Source organism: Pseudomonas sp. P5_B2 (assembly GCF_056400445.1).
Genome location: NZ_JBFULH010000060.1, coordinates 1 through 16,871 on the forward strand (window position 1 = coordinate 1; position 16,871 = coordinate 16,871).

The 16,871-nt window shown below is 59.8% G+C and carries 15 protein-coding genes; 13 read left to right on the forward strand and 2 right to left on the reverse strand.

Annotated features, from left to right (window positions below; genetic code table 11):
- On the reverse strand, nucleotides 1-762 hold a 762-nt coding region (locus tag AC1DRJ_RS08590; RefSeq protein ID WP_477801749.1), incomplete at its 3' end, for an aldehyde dehydrogenase family protein.
- A 102-nt stretch (nucleotides 763-864) separates the two neighbouring features.
- Nucleotides 865-1,779, reverse strand: coding sequence for a LysR family transcriptional regulator (locus AC1DRJ_RS08595; protein ID WP_477801750.1), 915 nt, complete (start codon nucleotides 1,777-1,779; stop codon nucleotides 865-867).
- A gap of 175 nt (nucleotides 1,780-1,954) precedes the next feature.
- On the opposite strand from AC1DRJ_RS08595, the gene AC1DRJ_RS08600 reads away from it, so the two are divergent.
- The 13 genes from AC1DRJ_RS08600 to AC1DRJ_RS08660 all read left to right on the forward strand — a co-directional run.
- Entirely contained in the window at nucleotides 1,955-2,638 is a 684-nt protein-coding gene (locus tag AC1DRJ_RS08600; protein ID WP_477801751.1) for a tellurite resistance TerB family protein, read from the forward strand.
- Between the two features lie 165 nt (nucleotides 2,639-2,803).
- Nucleotides 2,804-4,426, forward strand: coding sequence for a methyl-accepting chemotaxis protein (locus AC1DRJ_RS08605; RefSeq protein WP_477801752.1), 1,623 nt, complete (start codon nucleotides 2,804-2,806; stop codon nucleotides 4,424-4,426).
- The gene (locus AC1DRJ_RS08610) at nucleotides 4,426-4,962 is read left to right on the forward strand and encodes a chemotaxis protein CheW (RefSeq protein ID WP_477801753.1); all 537 of its coding nucleotides are present in this window, start codon (nucleotides 4,426-4,428) and stop codon (nucleotides 4,960-4,962) included. Before AC1DRJ_RS08605 ends, AC1DRJ_RS08610 begins: the two co-directional genes overlap by 1 nt.
- Complete coding sequence (locus tag AC1DRJ_RS08615; RefSeq protein ID WP_477801754.1) at nucleotides 4,959-6,221, forward strand: CheR family methyltransferase; 1,263 nt, start codon at nucleotides 4,959-4,961, stop codon at nucleotides 6,219-6,221. The genes AC1DRJ_RS08610 and AC1DRJ_RS08615 overlap by 4 nt, the downstream gene beginning before the upstream one ends.
- On the forward strand, nucleotides 6,218-6,901 hold the full coding sequence (locus AC1DRJ_RS08620) for a chemotaxis protein CheW (RefSeq protein WP_477801755.1): 684 nt from the start codon (nucleotides 6,218-6,220) through the stop codon (nucleotides 6,899-6,901). The genes AC1DRJ_RS08615 and AC1DRJ_RS08620 overlap by 4 nt, the downstream gene beginning before the upstream one ends.
- Nucleotides 6,898-9,180: a response regulator gene (locus AC1DRJ_RS08625; protein ID WP_477801756.1), complete on the forward strand. Its 2,283-nt coding sequence runs from the start codon at nucleotides 6,898-6,900 to the stop codon at nucleotides 9,178-9,180. Before AC1DRJ_RS08620 ends, AC1DRJ_RS08625 begins: the two co-directional genes overlap by 4 nt.
- A complete protein-coding gene (gene cheB / locus AC1DRJ_RS08630) occupies nucleotides 9,177-10,187 on the forward strand; it encodes a chemotaxis-specific protein-glutamate methyltransferase CheB (protein WP_477801757.1) in 1,011 nt (336 codons plus the stop codon). Before AC1DRJ_RS08625 ends, cheB begins: the two co-directional genes overlap by 4 nt.
- A gap of 49 nt (nucleotides 10,188-10,236) precedes the next feature.
- On the forward strand, nucleotides 10,237-11,238 hold the full coding sequence (locus tag AC1DRJ_RS08635; RefSeq protein WP_477801758.1) for a diguanylate cyclase domain-containing protein: 1,002 nt from the start codon (nucleotides 10,237-10,239) through the stop codon (nucleotides 11,236-11,238).
- A 263-nt stretch (nucleotides 11,239-11,501) separates the two neighbouring features.
- Nucleotides 11,502-12,597, forward strand: a protein-coding gene (gene prfB / locus AC1DRJ_RS08640) for a peptide chain release factor 2 (protein ID WP_477801759.1) whose coding sequence is annotated in 2 segments (ribosomal slippage) — nucleotides 11,502-11,573 and nucleotides 11,575-12,597 — 1,095 coding nt in all. Because the reading frame shifts where the segments join, the coding sequence is not laid out codon by codon here.
- A 71-nt stretch (nucleotides 12,598-12,668) separates the two neighbouring features.
- Nucleotides 12,669-14,171 (forward strand): lysine--tRNA ligase, encoded by a 1,503-nt coding sequence (gene lysS / locus AC1DRJ_RS08645; protein WP_477789332.1) that lies wholly within the window; start codon nucleotides 12,669-12,671, stop codon nucleotides 14,169-14,171.
- Nucleotides 14,172-14,270: 99 nt separating this feature from the next.
- Nucleotides 14,271-14,987 carry a TetR/AcrR family transcriptional regulator gene (locus tag AC1DRJ_RS08650; RefSeq protein WP_477801760.1) on the forward strand — a complete coding sequence of 239 codons (717 nt, stop codon included), beginning with the start codon at nucleotides 14,271-14,273 and terminating at the stop codon, nucleotides 14,985-14,987.
- Between the two features lie 149 nt (nucleotides 14,988-15,136).
- On the forward strand, nucleotides 15,137-15,691 hold the full coding sequence (locus tag AC1DRJ_RS08655) for a hypothetical protein (RefSeq protein ID WP_477801761.1): 555 nt from the start codon (nucleotides 15,137-15,139) through the stop codon (nucleotides 15,689-15,691).
- 36 nt (nucleotides 15,692-15,727) lie between these two features.
- Nucleotides 15,728-16,871 (forward strand): flavohemoglobin expression-modulating QEGLA motif protein (locus AC1DRJ_RS08660; RefSeq protein ID WP_477801762.1); only part of this gene is annotated, 1,144 nt, incomplete at its 3' end.

The window sequence follows — 16,871 nt, forward strand, 5'->3', positions numbered from 1 at the left end:
GGCGGCGGCCTGAAGGATTTTTTGCCCGGTGACGATATCGCCGGTCAACGACACCATGCGCACTTTAGGATGACTGACCAAATGGCTGCCGACGCCTTCACCGCCGCCGCAGACGATGTTGATCACGCCGCGCGGCAGGATCTCGGCCAGCGCAGGGGCCAGGGCCAGGATCGACAGCGGTGTGTGTTCGGACGGCTTGAACACCAGCGTATTGCCGGCGGCGAGGGCCGGGGCAATTTTCCACGCTGCCATCATGATCGGGTAATTCCACGGTGCGATGGACGCGACGACCCCGATAGGGTCTCGACGGACCATGCTGGTGTAGCCCGGCAGGTATTCGCCGCTGAGCTGGCCCGTCTGGCAACGCACGGCGCCGGCAAAGAAGCGGAACACATCAACAGTCGCGCTCAAATCGTCCTGTCGGGCAAGGTGCAACGGCTTGCCGCAGTTCAGCGATTCGAGGCGGGCGAGGAGGTCGGCTTGTTTTTCGATGGCGTTGGCGATGTCCAGCAGCAGGGTTGAGCGTTGCTGCGGTGTGGTCCGCGACCAACCGGCAAAGGCGCGGTGGGCGGCGAGAATGGCGGCTTCGACTTGCTCGGTGCTGGCCTCGGCGATGTGCGTCAGCACTTCCCCGGTGGCGGGGTTGAGGATCGGTTCGACAAAACCCTGGCCTGCGACCAATTCGCCATCGATCAATAACGCGGTAAACAACGGAGTCTGCGCGCCAGCCATTTTGCGGGTTCTCTTTTCTTGTATGGCCATGCTGCTCCCTGTGACTGGGGTCCGGCCGTCTTATATAGATGCATCAAGACTAGTGCGCGAGCCCGAGGTCGACAAATTCTAAATACTGAAGGTGGCGTTCGATTAAATAGATGGCTTGCGCCCGCCGTGAGGTTGTTCGCGGGCGACGGTCAGAAACGGATCCACCAACGCCGGGCGCGCGGTGCCACGGCGCCAGGCGAGGCCGACGTCGAGGGTCTGGCTCAGGTCGGCGATGGGCCGTGCTTCGATGATGTCGCCCTCCAAAGACCACGGGCGATAGGTCATGTCGGGCTGGATCGACACGCCCAAACCGGCGGCCACCAGACTTCGTACTGCCTCTGTCGAAGATGTTCTGAGGGTGATGCGCGGTTGCAGTGATGCCGCAGACCACATGCGTTGAGCGTTGCGGTCCATTTCGTCGACTTTCAGCTGAATCAACGGTTCGCGCGCCACGTCGGCGAGGTTGATGCTGTCGTGCTCCAGCAGGGGGTGCTGGGCCGGCAGCCACAATCGATGGGGTGAGTGGGTCAGGACTTCGGTTTGCAGGGCGTGACGGTCTTCGAGGTTGGACAAGATCAGCACGCCGACATCGATCTCGCCACTGACCAGCAAATGCTCGATATAGGGGCGTTCATCCTCCATCACCCGGATCTCGACATTAGGATAGGCGCGCTGGAAACGGGTGAGCAAATCGGCGAGGTAGTAACCGGCAACGAGGCTGGTCACACCGATGATCAACTGGCCGGCCACCTGATCGGTGCTCTGTTGCAGGCTGCGCTTGGCGTTGTCCACAGTGGCCAGAATCAGGTGCGCCTGGCGCAAGAATTGATGCCCTTGGTGAGTCAGCGTCATGCCCTTGGCGTGACGGTTGAACAGGCCGACGCCGATTTCCTGCTCCAGTTGCTGGATTGCCAAGGTCAGGGTCGATTGGGAAATGAACGCGGTTTGCGCCGCAGCGGAGATCGAGCCGGTCTCGGCCACGGCGATGAAATGACGAATCTGACGCAGGGTCATCATGGGACAGTACCCGGTGGGCGGTTTTTATAGATTCACTTGAGTGTATATCGGTTTAATCGATGGGTGCCTGGGCATTACAAGAGATGAGCAACATTTGGAAGCACTCTCGCCGAGAGAATCCGCGCGCTTTCGATCTAGGCTGGTGGCCGGTTATCCCTTTCGTGGAGGCGGCAAAATGAATACCCGTGGTTTGCTCGATCAACTGCTCAAGTCCGGCCAGGATCTGCTAAAGAACAAAGCCGGTGGTCATCAGAACAAGGCATCCAGCGGTGGCCTCGGCAGTTTGCTTTCGGGCGCGAGCGGCGGTGCGTTGGCGGCGGGCGCCATGGGGCTACTGCTGGGTAGCAAAAAGGCCCGCAGCGTCGGCGGAAAAGTCGCCATTTACGGCGGTCTGGCGGCATTGGGGGTGGTTGCCTATAAAGCCTATGGCAACTGGCAGACACAGCAGGGCGCCACCCCGAACACTGAACCGCAAACTCTCGACCGCTTGCCCCCGGCGCAAGTCGAACTGCACAGCCAGGCGATTCTCAGGGCATTGGTCGCTGCAGCGAAAGCCGATGGCCACGTGGATGAGCGCGAGCGTGCATTGATAGAAGGCGAATTCATCAAACTCGACAATGATCAGGAATTGCACCGATGGTTGCATGCTGAACTCAGCAAGCCACTGGACCCGGCGGAAGTTGCCCGCGCCGCCAGCACACTGGAAATGGCCGCYGAAATGTACATCGCCAGCGTGATGCTGGTGGATGAGCAGAACTTCATGGAGAAGTCCTACCTCGATGAACTGGCGCGACAGTTGAGGCTGGAGCCGGGATTGAAGGCCGAACTGGAGAAACAGGTGCGTCAGGCTTCTATGTAGACCCAGTGGGAGCGAGCCTGCTCGCGATGGGATTTTCAGCAAAGCCATAAAATTCATTGTCATTCGACGTTCCGTTTCTTCCGATTCTCCACCAGCAATAGTCTTATAAATGAAACACCGCCCTCGGCTATACTCCCCAGCATTTGAGCCCCCCGAGGACTGACTGTGAAGAATTGGACGTTGCGCCAACGCATCTTGGCGAGTTTTGCGGTAATCATCGCCATCATGCTGTTGATGGTCGTCGTCTCTTATTCACGGCTGTTGAAGATCGAGTCCAGCGAAGCCAGTGTTCGCGAAGATGCGCTTCCCGGGTTGTATTACAGTTCGATGGTTCGCAGTGCCTGGTCCGAAAGTTATCTACGGATGCTGGGCATGCTTGGCCTGGAGCAAGGGCAGGGCCTGAATGCTGAGGATGTCTCGGAATTCAAGGGCTATGCCACGCGCCTGCAGGAGCAAATGGAGCTCTATCGCGAGACGGTCACAACCGATCAAGACAAAGTCGAGTACGCCGCGTTCGAAAAACTTCATGAGGATTACCACCGGACGCTGTCGGCCGTGATCGAGTTGTATAAACGCAACCAGGGCGCCGAAGCGATCAAGATGTTCAATGAAGAGCTGACCCCGACCTGGACCGCGGGCCGGACGAAACTCACTGACATTTTGCGCCACAACAAATCGGTGGCAGACCAGGACGTCGCAGCCATCGATGACGCCGTCTTCACCGCAAAAATAGTCATGGGCGTTTCCTTGTTGATCGCCGTACTGGCTGCCGCGCTTTGCGGCCTGTTGTTGATGCGCGCGATCATGGCGCCGATGAACCGTATCGTGAGGATCCTCGAAACTATGCGCACCGGCGACCTCAGCGGTCGTTTGAACCTGGAGCGCAAAGACGAATTCGGCGCTGTGGAAACCGGCTTCAACGACATGATGACCGAGCTGACCTCTCTGGTTTCCCAGGCCCAGCGCTCGTCGGTGCAGGTGACCACATCGGTCACCGAAATCGCCGCCACGTCCAAGCAGCAACAAGCCACCGCCACCGAAACCGCCGCCACCACCACCGAAATCGGCGCGACGTCCCGGGAAATTGCCGCGACCTCCCGTGATCTGGTGCGGACCATGACCGAAGTGTCCACCGCCGCCGATCAGGCCTCGGTGCTGGCCGGTTCCGGGCAGCAAGGCCTGGCGCGCATGGAAGAGACCATGCACTCGGTAATGGGCGCGGCCGATCTGGTTAACGCCAAGCTGGCGATCCTCAACGAGAAGGCCGGCAACATCAATCAGGTGGTGGTGACCATCGTCAAAGTCGCCGACCAGACCAACCTGCTGTCGCTGAACGCCGCCATCGAGGCCGAGAAGGCCGGTGAATACGGGCGTGGATTTGCCGTGGTTGCCACTGAAGTGCGACGTCTGGCGGACCAGACTGCCGTGGCCACTTACGACATCGAGCAAATGGTGCGCGAGATCCAATCGGCGGTATCCGCCGGAGTCATGGGCATGGACAAGTTCTCCGAAGAAGTGCGCCGTGGCATGTCCGAAGTGCAGCAGGTCGGCGAGCAATTGTCACAAATCATCCACCAGGTTCAGGCGTTGGCGCCTCGGGTGTTGATGGTCAACGAAGGCATGCAGGCACAAGCCACCGGTGCTGAACAGATCAACCACGCGCTGGTGCAATTGGGCGATGCCAGCAGCCAGACGGTCGAGTCGTTGCGCCAGGCCAGTTTCGCCATCGATGAGCTGAGCCAGGTGGCCGTCGGGCTGCGTAGCGGCGTTTCGCGATTCAAAGTCTGATGAGCGAACTTGCGGCCAAACGCGGCGCCGTGGTGCCGGTCAGGCAATCGTTGTTTCTGGTGTTCCGCATCGGCAGCGAACGCTTTGCCTTGCAGGCCACCGAGGTCGCGGAAGTGCTGCCGCGTCTGCCGTTGAAGCCGATTGCCAAAGCGCCACACTGGGTTGCCGGGGTTTTTGCTTATCGTGGCGCGGTGGTGCCGGTGATCGACCTCAGTGCGCTGACCTTCGGCCAACCGGCCCAGGCCCGCACCAGCACGCGGCTGGTGCTGGTCAATTACCGCCCGGATGAAACGACTCCAACGCAATGGCTCGGGCTGATTCTTGAACAGGCGACTGACACCTTGCGCTGCAACCCGGCGGAGTTTCAGCCGTACGGCCTCGACAATCGTCAGGCGCCGTACCTGGGGCCGGTGCGCGAAGATGCGCAGGGGCTGCTGCAATGGGTGCGGGTCGCCGATTTGCTCGATGAGCACGTTCGCGCGCTGTTGTTTCCGTCGCCGCCTTTCGATCCGGCGCTGCTTGAGGAGCCGGCATGAGCAGTGATCAGCGGTTTTTCGATTTCCTCAAGGAGCGCATCGGCCTCGACGTGATGTCGGTGGGACCGGCAATCATCGAGCGCGCCGTGCGCCAGCGCAGCCTCGCGTCCAATTCGCTGACGGCCGATGAGTATTGGCAGACGCTGCAAGGTTCGCAGGATGAGCAGCAGGCGCTGATCGAAGGAGTGATCGTGCCCGAAACCTGGTTTTTCCGGTACCCGGAATCGTTCGCGACCCTGGCGAAACTGGCCACCAGGCGACTGGCCGAGATCAACAACATGCGCGCGCTGCGGATTCTCAGCTTGCCGTGTTCAACCGGTGAAGAACCGTATTCCATTGCCATGGCCTTGCTCGATGCCGGGCTCAAGCCGCATCAATTCAAGGTGGAAGGCATGGACGTCAGCCCGCTGTCGGTAGAAAAAGCCCGGCGTGCGCTGTACGGCAAAAACTCGTTTCGCGGTCAGGACATCGCCTTTCGTGAGCGGCATTTCAACGCCGAAGGCGAAGCCTATCGACTCAGTGATCGCGTGCTTGAACAGGTGCGTTTGCAAGTCGGTAATCTGCTTGATCCGGCGTTACTGGCCGGCGTGCCGGCGTATGATTTTGTGTTCTGCCGTAACCTGCTGATCTATTTCGATCAGCCGACCCAGCGGCAGGTGTTCGAGGTGCTCAAGCGCCTGACCCATGTCGACGGCGTGCTGTTTATTGGCCCTGCCGAAGGCAGTTTGCTGGGGCGTTTGGGGATGCGCTCGATTGGCATTGCGCAGTCGTTTGCGTTCAGCCGTCAGAGCGTCCCGGAGCCTGAACCGTTTCCCGTGTTCGTGCCGGCACCGTTGCCGGTGCATCAACCCGCGCGCAGTGCGCCACCTCCACCCGTGCGCATTCGACCATTCGCTGCGGTTACACCGCTACCCGACATGGCGAAAGCCTCGGACGCTGCCGCGTTGTTGGCGAACATCGCCGTGCTGGCCAACGAAGGAAAAAGTGTTGAAGCCCGCGCCGCCTGCGAACAATATTTGCGCAGCCACGACCCGGTAGCGCAGGTGTTTTATTGGCTGGGATTGCTCAGCGATGTCAGCTCAAACGCCTTCGAAGCCCAAGGTTTTTATCGCAAGGCGTTGTACCTTGAACCGCAACATCCCGACGCGTTGATGCATCTGGCAGCCTTGCTGCAATCCCAGGGCGATGCAGCGGGTGCCAGACGATTGCAGGCCCGCGCCGCCCGCAGCGAGCGCGCTGACAGTGAGCGTAATCGATGAACGCCTCCGACAGCTTTAGCGTCATCCACAAAGATGCCATGCACATCGACGATTGCTGGAACCGCATCGGTGTCCACGGTGACAAGTCCTGCCCGCTACTGAGCGAGCACATTCACTGCCGCAACTGTGCGGTGTATTCGGCCGCTGCCACGCGCTTGCTTGACCGTTACGCCTTGCAGCAGGACGACCGCGTACAACACTCGGTAACGGTCGACACCGAGGTAAAAACCCGTTCGCTGCTGATGTTCCGGCTCGGTGAAGAGTGGCTGGGGCTGGCCACTCGCAGCCTCGTGGAAGTGGCGCCGCTGCAAGCCATTCACTCTTTGCCACACCAGCGTTCCCGGGCCTTGCTCGGCGTGGCGAATGTGCGCGGTGCGCTGGTCGCGTGCCTGTCGCTGGTGGAGTTGCTTGGGCTTGATGCGACCAATAGCGTGGCTTCGGGCGCGCGGGTCATGCCGCGCATGTTGATCATCGCTGCCCATGGTGGGCCGGTGGTGGTGCCGGTGGACGAGGTCGACGGGATTCATGCCATCGATGAGCTGATTCTCGATGCCGCCTCTCAATCCGGTACCCAGGCCAGCGGCAAATACACCCGAGGTGTGTTGCCCTTCAAAGGTCGCAGCTTGCGTTGGCTGGACGAAGAACAGCTGCTGTCTGCCGTGACCCGGAGCCTCACATGACCCCCGAGCAAATGCGCGACGCTTCGTTGCTGGAGCTGTTCAGCCTGGAAGCTGAGGCCCAGACCCAGGTCCTGAGCGCAGGCCTGTTGGCACTGGAACGCGACCCGACCCAAGCCGATCAACTCGAATCCTGCATGCGCGCGGCGCACTCGCTCAAGGGGGCGGCGCGGATCGTCGGTGTTGATGCCGGGGTCAGCGTCTCGCACGTGATGGAAGACTGTCTGGTCAGTGCTCAGGAAGGGCGCCTGTACCTGCGGCCTGAGCACATCGATGCGTTGTTGCAAGGCACCGACCTGCTGATGCGCATCGCCACGCCTAACAACAGACTGACGCCGGTGGAGATCGAGTCTTATGTGGCGTTGATGGAGCAGTTGCTCGATCCGCTGGCCCCCGTCGCGCCGATCAGCATGCCCGTCATGGCCGAGCTTCAGCTGGAACAGCCCCGATTCGAGTTGCCAGTCCCGGTCATTGAGCCGCCTCTCGCTGCGCCGGTCGAGCCGCCACGCAACGCTAAACGCACCATCGAAAACGGTGAGCGCGTATTGCGCGTGACGGCCGAGCGCTTGAACAGCCTGCTCGACCTGTCGAGCAAATCCCTGGTGGAAACCCAGCGCCTCAAGCCGCACCTGGCGACCATGCAGCGCCTTAAGCGCACGCAAGACAATGGTCTGCGGGCGCTGGAAAACCTCAACGTGCATCTCAAGGATCACGCCTTGAGTCTGGATGCGCAGGAAGCGCTCGAAGATGCTCGGCGTTTGCTGGCGGAGTCCCAGCAACTGCTGATCGAGAAGAACGCTGAGCTGGATGAATTTGCCTGGCAGGCCAGTCAGCGGGCGCAGGTGTTGTACGACACTGCACTGGCTTGTCGGATGCGGCCGTTTGCCGATGTGCTGACGGGGCAGGTGCGCATGGTCCGCGATCTGGGTCGGGACCTGGGCAAACAGGTTCGGCTGGAAATCGAGGGCGAGAAAACCCAGGTCGACCGCGAAGTCCTGGAAAAACTCGAAGCACCGCTGACCCATTTGCTGCGCAATGCCGTGGATCACGGCATCGAATCCCCTGAACAACGGTTGCTGGCCGGCAAACCGGCGGAGGGCCTGATTCGTCTGCGTGCCTCCCATCAGGCGGGTCTGCTGGTGCTGGAGTTGAGCGACGACGGTCATGGCGTGGATCTGGAAAAGGTCCGCCGCAGCATCGTCGAGCGCCAGCTGTCCCCCGCGCAAACCGCCGCTCAACTGAGCGAAGAAGAGCTGCTGACGTTTTTGTTTCTTCCGGGTTTCAGCCTGCGCGACAGGGTCACCGAAGTGTCCGGGCGCGGCGTGGGGCTGGATGCGGTTCAGCACATGGTCCGCGAATTGCGCGGTGCGGTGGTGCTGGAGCAGACGGCGGGCGAGGGCAGTCGTTTCCACCTCGAAGTGCCGCTGACGTTGTCGGTGGTCCGTAGCCTTGTGGTGGAAGTCGGTGACGAGGCCTATGCATTTCCGCTGGCCCACATCGAACGCATGTGCGACCTGGAGCCGGCAGACATCGTACAGGTCGAAGGGCGTCARCATTTTTGGCACGAAGGCCGGCATGTCGGGCTGGTGGCGGCCAGTCAGCTGTTACAGCGCCCGGTCAACCAGAGCGGTCAGCTAACCCTGAAAGTCGTGGTCATCCGTGAGCGCGATGCGATTTACGGTGTGGCGGTCGAGCGTTTTATCGGCGAGCGGACGTTAGTCGTATTGCCGCTGGACGAACGACTGGGCAAGGTGCAGGACATTTCCGCCGGGGCCTTGCTCGACGACGGCTCGGTGGTGCTGATAGTCGACGTCGAAGACATGCTGCGTTCGGTGGACAAACTGCTCAACAGCGGACGCCTGGAGCGCATCGCCCGCCACAGTAATCAGGTGGTCGAAGCGGCGCGCAAGCGAATTCTGGTGGTTGACGACTCACTGACGGTTCGCGAGTTGCAGCGCAAGCTGCTGCTCAATCGCGGTTATGAAGTGGCGGTGGCGGTCGACGGTATGGATGGCTGGAACGCCCTGCGTTCCGAGGATTTCGATCTGTTGATCACCGACATTGATATGCCGCGCATGGATGGTATTGAACTGGTGTCGTTGTTGCGCCGTGACAGTCGTCTGCAATCACTGCCGGTGATGGTGGTGTCGTACAAGGATCGTGACGAGGACCGTCGTCGTGGGCTGGACGCCGGGGCTGACTATTATCTGGCCAAGGCCAGTTTTCATGATGATGCATTGCTTGATGCCGTGGTTGAGCTCATTGGAGGAGCACGGGGATGAAAATCGCCATCGTCAACGATATGCCCATGGCGGTGGAGGCTTTACGCCGCGCCCTGGCGTTTGAACCGGCGCACCAGGTCATCTGGGTCGCCGGCAATGGCGAGGAAGCGGTGAAACAGTGTGCCGCACAGACGCCGGACCTGATCCTGATGGATTTGATCATGCCAGTGATGGACGGGGTTGAAGCCACTCGCCGGATCATGGCCGAAACGCCGTGTGCCATTGTGATCGTCACCGTGGATCGCCAGCAAAATGTGCATCGGGTGTTCGAGGCCATGGGCCATGGCGCCCTGGACGTGGTCGATACCCCGGCGCTGGGTGCCGGTAATGCTCAGGAAGCGGCTGCGCCGCTGTTGCGCAAGATCATGAATATTGGCTGGCTGATTGGCGAGCGGGGTAAGCAGGAACGATCGGTGCCGAGCCCGCTGCGCAGCTCCGCCTCGCGCCAACGCCTGATTGCCATCGGTTCATCCGCAGGCGGGCCGGCAGCACTGGAAATTCTGCTCAAGGGCTTGCCGCGAGATTATTCGGCGGCCATCGTGCTGGTACAGCATGTGGATCAGGTGTTCGCCGCCGGCATGGCCGAATGGCTCAGCAGTTCCAGCGGCTTGAACGTACGCCTGGCCGTGGAGGGTGAGACGCCTCAGGCCGGTTCGGTGTTGTTGGCGGGCACCAATCACCATATTCGTTTGTTGAAAAACGGCACGCTGGCCTACACCGCCGAACCGGTCAACGAAATCTACCGGCCCTCGATCGATGTGTTTTTCGAGAGTGTGGCCAATTACTGGAACGGTGATGCCGTAGGGGTCTTGTTGACAGGCATGGGACGCGATGGCGCGCAGGGGCTTAAACTCATGCGCCAACAAGGTTACCTGACCATTGCGCAGGACCAGAACAGCAGTGCGGTATATGGAATGCCCAAAGCGGCCGCGGCCATCGACGCAGCCAAGGAAATTCGTCCACTGGACAAGATAGCGCCACGATTGCTGGAGATTTTTGCAAAATGACCACCATTGGCAGCAATCCTGGCCCAAGTAGTACTTCAGGTGACCGCACATGAATGAGTTACAGCTCGACGAATTCAAAACCAACGAAAACGCCGCCATGGTGTTGTTGGTGGACGATCAGGCAATGATCGGCGAAGCGGTGCGTCGCGGGTTGTCGAACGAAGAGAATATCGACTTCCACTTCTGCTCCGACCCGCACCAGGCCATCGCCCAGGCGATCCGTATCAAGCCGACGGTGATCCTTCAGGATCTGGTGATGCCAGGCCTGGACGGCCTGAGCCTTGTGCGCGAGTACCGCAATCATCCGGCGACCAAGGACATTCCGATCATTGTCCTGTCGACCAAGGAAGACCCGATGATCAAGAGCGCCGCGTTTGCCGCCGGCGCCAATGACTATCTGGTGAAGCTGCCGGACAACATCGAACTGGTGGCGCGGATCCGCTATCACTCGCGCTCCTACACGATGCTGTTGCAGCGTGATGCGGCGTACCGTGCGTTGCGGGTCAGTCAGCAGCAACTGCTCGACACCAATCTGGTGCTGCAACGGCTGATGAACTCCGATGGCCTGACCGGGCTGTCGAACCGCCGGCATTTCGATGAGTACATGGAACTGGAATGGCGACGTTCGCAACGTGACCAGAGCCAACTGTCGCTGCTGATGATTGACGTCGATTACTTCAAGTCCTTCAACGACAGTTTCGGCCATCTGGAGGGCGATGAAGCCCTGCGCAAGGTGGCTGATGCGATCCGCGACGCCGGCGCTCGTCCATCCGACCTTCCGGCCCGTTACGGTGGCGAAGAATTTGCGTTGGTGCTGCCCAATACCACGCCGGGCGGTGCACGTCTGGTGGCGGAGAAACTCCGCCAAACCGTGGCCGCGCTGAAGATTGCGCATATTGCCCCGACCGAAGGCTCAAGCCTGACCATCAGCATTGGCCTGTCAACAGTGGTCCCGCAACCGGGCAGCAACTGCCGGCAATTGATCTTGGCGGCGGACAAGGGGCTGTACCGGGCGAAGCACAACGGGCGTAATCAGGTGGGAATTGAGTAACCTTTGGATTAACTGACGCTCCCAAGACTGGTTCAAACACTGTGGCGAGGGGGCTTGCCCCCGTTGGGTCGCGAAGCGGCCCCAGCATTCTTTCAGTCATACCGTGCAATGAGATTTCACGACTGCTTCGCAGCCGAACGGGGGCAAGAACCCTCGCCACAGCTTTTAAGTTGTGCCTAAAGCCGCCAGGCGGACTGCCGTTTCAGGCTGTTTGCCGTTATACTCGCCGGCTTTCAAAAGTTCGCCAACGAGTGCTGCCCGCCATGGAAATCAACCCGATCCTTAACAGTATCAAGGACCTGTCCGAGCGCTCCGAAACTATTCGGGGGTATCTTTGACTACGATCAAAAGCATGAGCGTCTGACCGAAGTCAATCGCGAGCTTGAAGATCCGTCTGTCTGGAACAACCCGTCGTACGCTCAGGAACTGGGCCGCGAGCGCTCCTTGCTGGCGCAGATCGTCGAAACCCTCGACGAGATGCATTCCGGCTTGAGCGACGCCAAAGACCTGCTGCTGATGTCCGCAGAAGAAGAAGACCAGGCCGCCGTCGATGACGTCGCCGCCGAAGTCGAGCGCCTGCGCGAGTCGCTGGAAAAACTCGAATTCCGTCGCATGTTCAGCGGTGAAATGGATGCCAACAACGCCTACCTGGATATCCAGGCCGGCTCCGGTGGCACCGAGGCTCAGGACTGGGCCAACATCCTGCTGCGCATGTACCTGCGCTGGGCTGACAAACGCGGTTTCGACGCGACCATCATGGAACTGTCCGCCGGTGAAGTCGCCGGGATCAAGGGCGCGACCGTGCACATCAAGGGCGAATACGCCTTTGGCTGGTTGCGTACCGAGATCGGCGTGCACCGTCTGGTGCGCAAGAGCCCGTTCGACTCCGGCAACCGTCGTCACACCTCGTTCTCGGCCGTGTTCGTGTCGCCGGAAATCGATGACAACATCGAAATCGACATCAACCCGTCGGACCTGCGCATCGACACCTACCGCTCCTCGGGTGCCGGTGGTCAGCACGTAAACACCACCGACTCGGCCGTACGTATCACCCACGTACCGTCCAACACCGTGGTCAGTTGCCAGAACGAACGCTCCCAGCACGCCAACAAAGACACCGCGATGAAAATGTTGCGGGCGCGCTTGTACGAGCAGGAAGTGCAGAAACGCAACGCTGCGTCCCAGGCCCTGGAAGACACCAAGTCCGACATCGGCTGGGGTCACCAGATCCGCTCGTATGTACTCGATGCGTCGCGAATCAAGGATTTGCGCACTAACATCGAACGCAGCGACTGCGACAAGGTGCTCGACGGCGACATCGACGAATACCTGGTGGCGAGCCTGAAACAAGGCCTGTAAACCGCCAGTCAAGACCTCAAGTCCCCTGCCTTCGGTGGGGGCAACGAACCTGTGATGGAATTTTTAAAGACATGAGCGACCTAGAACTCGACCCGCAAGCCCTGCAACAGGAAGAAAACTCCCTGATCGCCCTGCGCAAGGAAAAGCTTGCTGCCGAGCGCGCCAAGGGCAATGCCTTCCCAAACGACTTCCGCCGCGACAACTACTGCAATGACCTGCAGAAACAGTACGCGGACAAGACCAAGGAAGAGCTGGCAGAGGCTGCAATCCCGGTCAAGGTTGCCGGTCGCATCATGCTCAACCGTGGCTCGTTCATGGTGATCCAGGACATGACCGGTCGCATCCAGGTTTACGTCAACCGTAAAACCCTGTCCGAAGACACCCTGGCCGCAGTGAAAACCTGGGACATGGGCGACATCATTGCCGCCGAAGGCACCCTGGCGCGTTCCGGCAAGGGCGATCTGTACGTCGAAATGACCAGCGTACGCCTGCTGACCAAATCCCTGCGCCCGCTGCCGGACAAGCACCATGGCCTGACCGACACCGAGCAGCGCTATCGCCAGCGCTACGTTGACCTGATCGTCAACGAAGACGTGCGTCAGACCTTCCGCGTGCGTTCGCAAGTCATCGCACACATCCGCAGTTTTCTGATGCAGCGTGACTTCCTTGAAGTCGAAACGCCAATGCTGCAAACCATCCCGGGTGGCGCAGCGGCCAAGCCGTTCGAGACTCACCACAATGCGCTGGACATGGGCATGTTCCTGCGAATCGCGCCTGAGTTGTACCTCAAGCGCCTCGTTGTTGGCGGTTTCGAGAAAGTCTTCGAGATCAACCGCAACTTCCGTAACGAGGGCGTTTCGACTCGTCACAACCCTGAGTTCACCATGTTGGAGTTCTACCAGGCGTACGCCGACTACGAAGACAACATGGACCTGACCGAAGAACTGTTCCGTGAACTGGCGCAGCTGGTTCTGGGCAGCACCGACGTGCCTTACGGCGACAAAGTGTTCCACTTCGGTGAACCGTTCGTGCGTCTGTCGGTGTTCGACTCGATCCTCAAGTACAACCCTGAGCTGACCGCTGCCGACCTGCAAGACGTCGACAAGGCTCGCGCCATCGCCAAGAAAGCCGGCGCCAAGGTGCTGGGCTTCGAAGGTCTGGGCAAGCTGCAGGTGATGATTTTCGAAGAACTGGTCGAGCACAAGCTTGAGCAGCCGCACTTCATCACCGAGTACCCGTTCGAAGTGTCGCCACTGGCCCGTCGCAACGATGACAACCCGAACGTCACCGACCGTTTTGAGCTGTTCATCGGTGGCCGTGAAATCGCCAATGCCTATTCCGAGTTGAACGACGCGGAAGACCAGGCCGAGCGCTTCATGGCGCAGGTAGCCGACAAGGACGCAGGTGACGACGAAGCCATGCACTACGACGCCGACTTCGTTCGCGCGCTCGAGTACGGCATGCCGCCAACCGCAGGTGAAGGTATCGGTATCGACCGCCTGGTGATGCTGCTGACCAACTCCCCGTCGATCCGCGACGTGATCCTGTTCCCGCATATGCGGCCGCAAGCGTAAGTGTTTCAATTAAAAAGCCGCCTTTTCAGGCGGCTTTTTATTGCCTGTCTGGTACAAACGTATCAATTTGTTGCTTTCATCTGAGAGGAAAGACCTGTCGTGAATCATGCATTGGCTCAAGAAGGTGCGGCGGGTATCGCCACCGCGGTCGCTGAAAGTGTTCAGTACCAGGGTCGAAAGGCCAGCCGGCAGGGCAGCGAGCAGCGTCGACAGGTCATTCTCGATGCGGCGATGCGCATTGTCGTGCGCGATGGTGTGCGGGCTGTGCGGCACCGTGCGGTGGCGGCCGAGGCCGGTGTGCCGCTGTCAGCGACCACCTACTATTTCAAGGACATCGATGACTTGCTCAGCGATACCTTCGCTCAATACGTGGAGCGCAGTGCCGCGTTCATGGCCAAGCTGTGGGTGAACAACGAAGGCCTGCTGCGCGAGATGGTGATCAGTGGCGACGGCAGCCCGCAGGCGCGCTCGAAACTGGCGGACGATATTGCGCGTTTGATGACGGACTATGTTCACCGCCAACTGATCAGCCGTCGCGAGCACCTGATGGCGGAACAGGCTTTCCGCCAGGAGGCTTTGTTGAACCCGCGTCTGGCGGAGTTGGTGCGTGCGCATCAGCAAATTCTTCTCCAAGGTACGCGCCAGCTTTTCGAGGTATTGGGTTCGCGTGAGCCACAAGAGGATGCCAAGGTGTTGACGGCGATTATCGGACGGATGGAATATCAGGGCCTGCTCAACGACGCCGAGCCTTCGGGTGAAGTAGAAATGCTCGGTATCCTCAATCGTTACATGCACTTGGTACTCGCGTCGGTGTGAGGCTTCACCCCTGTGGGAGCGAGCCTGCTCGCGAATGCGGTCTGACATTCAACATCTCTGTTGCCTGACACTCCGCCTTTGCGACCAGGCTCGCTCCCACAGAGGGCAGTATTCAGTTGAAGACTGCGTGTGTTCATAGGGAGTGTTGAATGAAAGCCTGGCGCGTCGTGGTGATTGCCTTGTCGTACCTGCTGCTCAGTGGCTGCCTGGTGACCTTCAAGGAGCCTCTGCCCGCCAGCGAACCCGCGCCCAAAGGTTTGYTCGGCAAATGGACCAGTACCAACGCCTGGGGCGAGCCGGTGAACCTGGAGCTGACGCGCATCGGCGACAATCGCTATCAGGCCGTCAGCTACTTCAAGGCCCAACCCGGTGAACGTGAAGCCTATCCCTTCACTGTCTCGCGTCATGGCAGCCGCTGGTATCTGTCGGCGAAAGTCCCCGCCAGATTCGGCGGCCATTTCACCATTGCCGGTTTCGAGATCACGGACAAAAAAGAACTGGTGGTCTACAACCTCGATGTCGAGCAGATCAACCAGGCCCGCGGACAAGAAATCTTGAGTGGCGAAAGCTTCCAGACCGACGACGGTGACGGGGTCTTGGTCCACAACGCGATGGATCAGGTCTTCAGCTACCTCGACGATCCGGCCAATTCCGATGTCTTCGTCGAAGCGGTGCGCTATCAGCGCCTGGCCAAAAGCAAATAAACCCAGCACATAACGGTTTTACTACAGGAGTTACGGGTGGACGATTACCAGCAGACGATACGCATTTTGTCCGATCGCATTGTGCTGGCGCAGACGCCGATTCGCGTCCTCGATGCGGTCAAGTGGGACGACAGCATCCGCCAAGGGTTCCTCAAGGCCAAGGGCAAGGAAATGCCGGCCGTTGACCGCGATTACTACCTCAATCGGCCACTGTCGTTCGATTCCAGCAAAGTGAAACTGGAATTCCAGAACATCGAACGCGACATCACCCGTCAGCTCGGCCAGTTCAACCCGGTCGGCCAGATCATGCGCCGCATGTGCAAGGAATACCGGATGGTAGTGCGCATGCTCGAAGCGCGCGGCACCGAGGATTTCGGCCTGATTTCCCAGGAACTGTACGGTGCCGCGTCCGACGCATTTCACGCCGGCGACCCGACCTTGGCCGATCTGGGGTTGATGCTTTCCGATTACTTGAACAACATTGACGGCCGTGGCGATCTCAAGGATGAGCCAAAAATCCTCACGGCCAAGGAAGCCGTGCACCTGCTCCAAACCCGATTGAACAAGGTGTTTGGCGAGGCCGAAGAAACCATTCGGGTGTTCGAGTCCGACGGAATCGTCGCCGATGCGGCGGCCGGCGCCGACTACATCAAGATCCGCACCGATGCGATGTTCAACGATCGCGACGTGCGTGCCCTGGAAGTACACGAAGGGCTGGTGCATGTCGGTACCACGCTCAATGGCTTGAACCAGCCGATTTGCACCTTTCTGTCCAAGGGGCCGCCATCGTCGACGGTGACGCAGGAAGGCCTGGCGATCCTGATGGAAATCATCACGTTCGCGTCCTATCCGAGTCGCTTGCGCAAACTGACTAATCGCACCCGCGCCATTCACATGGTGGAGGAGGGCGCGGACTTCCTGCAGATCTTCGAATTCTTCCGCGAGCAAGGTTTCGAGATGGCGGAAAGCTACGGCAACGCCAGTCGGGTGTTCCGCGGATCGGTGCCCAACGGTCTGCCATTTACCAAAGACTTGTCCTACCTCAAGGGCTTTATCATGGTTTACAACTACATTCAGTTGGCCGTGCGTAAAGGCAAGCTTGAGCAGATACCGCTGCTGTTTTGCGGCAAGACCACGCTGGAAGACATGCGCACGCTGCGCCAGTTGGTTGATGAAGGGC

Coding starts and splice junctions, on each gene's coding strand:
- AC1DRJ_RS08595 (WP_477801750.1), bottom strand. CDS start 1,779: ATGATGACCCTGCGTCAGATTCGTCATTTCATCGCCGTGGCCGAGACC.
- AC1DRJ_RS08610 (WP_477801753.1), top strand. CDS start 4,426: ATGAGCGAACTTGCGGCCAAACGCGGCGCCGTGGTGCCGGTCAGGCAA.
- AC1DRJ_RS08615 (WP_477801754.1), top strand. CDS start 4,959: ATGAGCAGTGATCAGCGGTTTTTCGATTTCCTCAAGGAGCGCATCGGC.
- AC1DRJ_RS08620 (WP_477801755.1), top strand. CDS start 6,218: ATGAACGCCTCCGACAGCTTTAGCGTCATCCACAAAGATGCCATGCAC.
- cheB (WP_477801757.1), top strand. CDS start 9,177: ATGAAAATCGCCATCGTCAACGATATGCCCATGGCGGTGGAGGCTTTA.
- AC1DRJ_RS08635 (WP_477801758.1), top strand. CDS start 10,237: ATGAATGAGTTACAGCTCGACGAATTCAAAACCAACGAAAACGCCGCC.
- lysS (WP_477789332.1), top strand. CDS start 12,669: ATGAGCGACCTAGAACTCGACCCGCAAGCCCTGCAACAGGAAGAAAAC.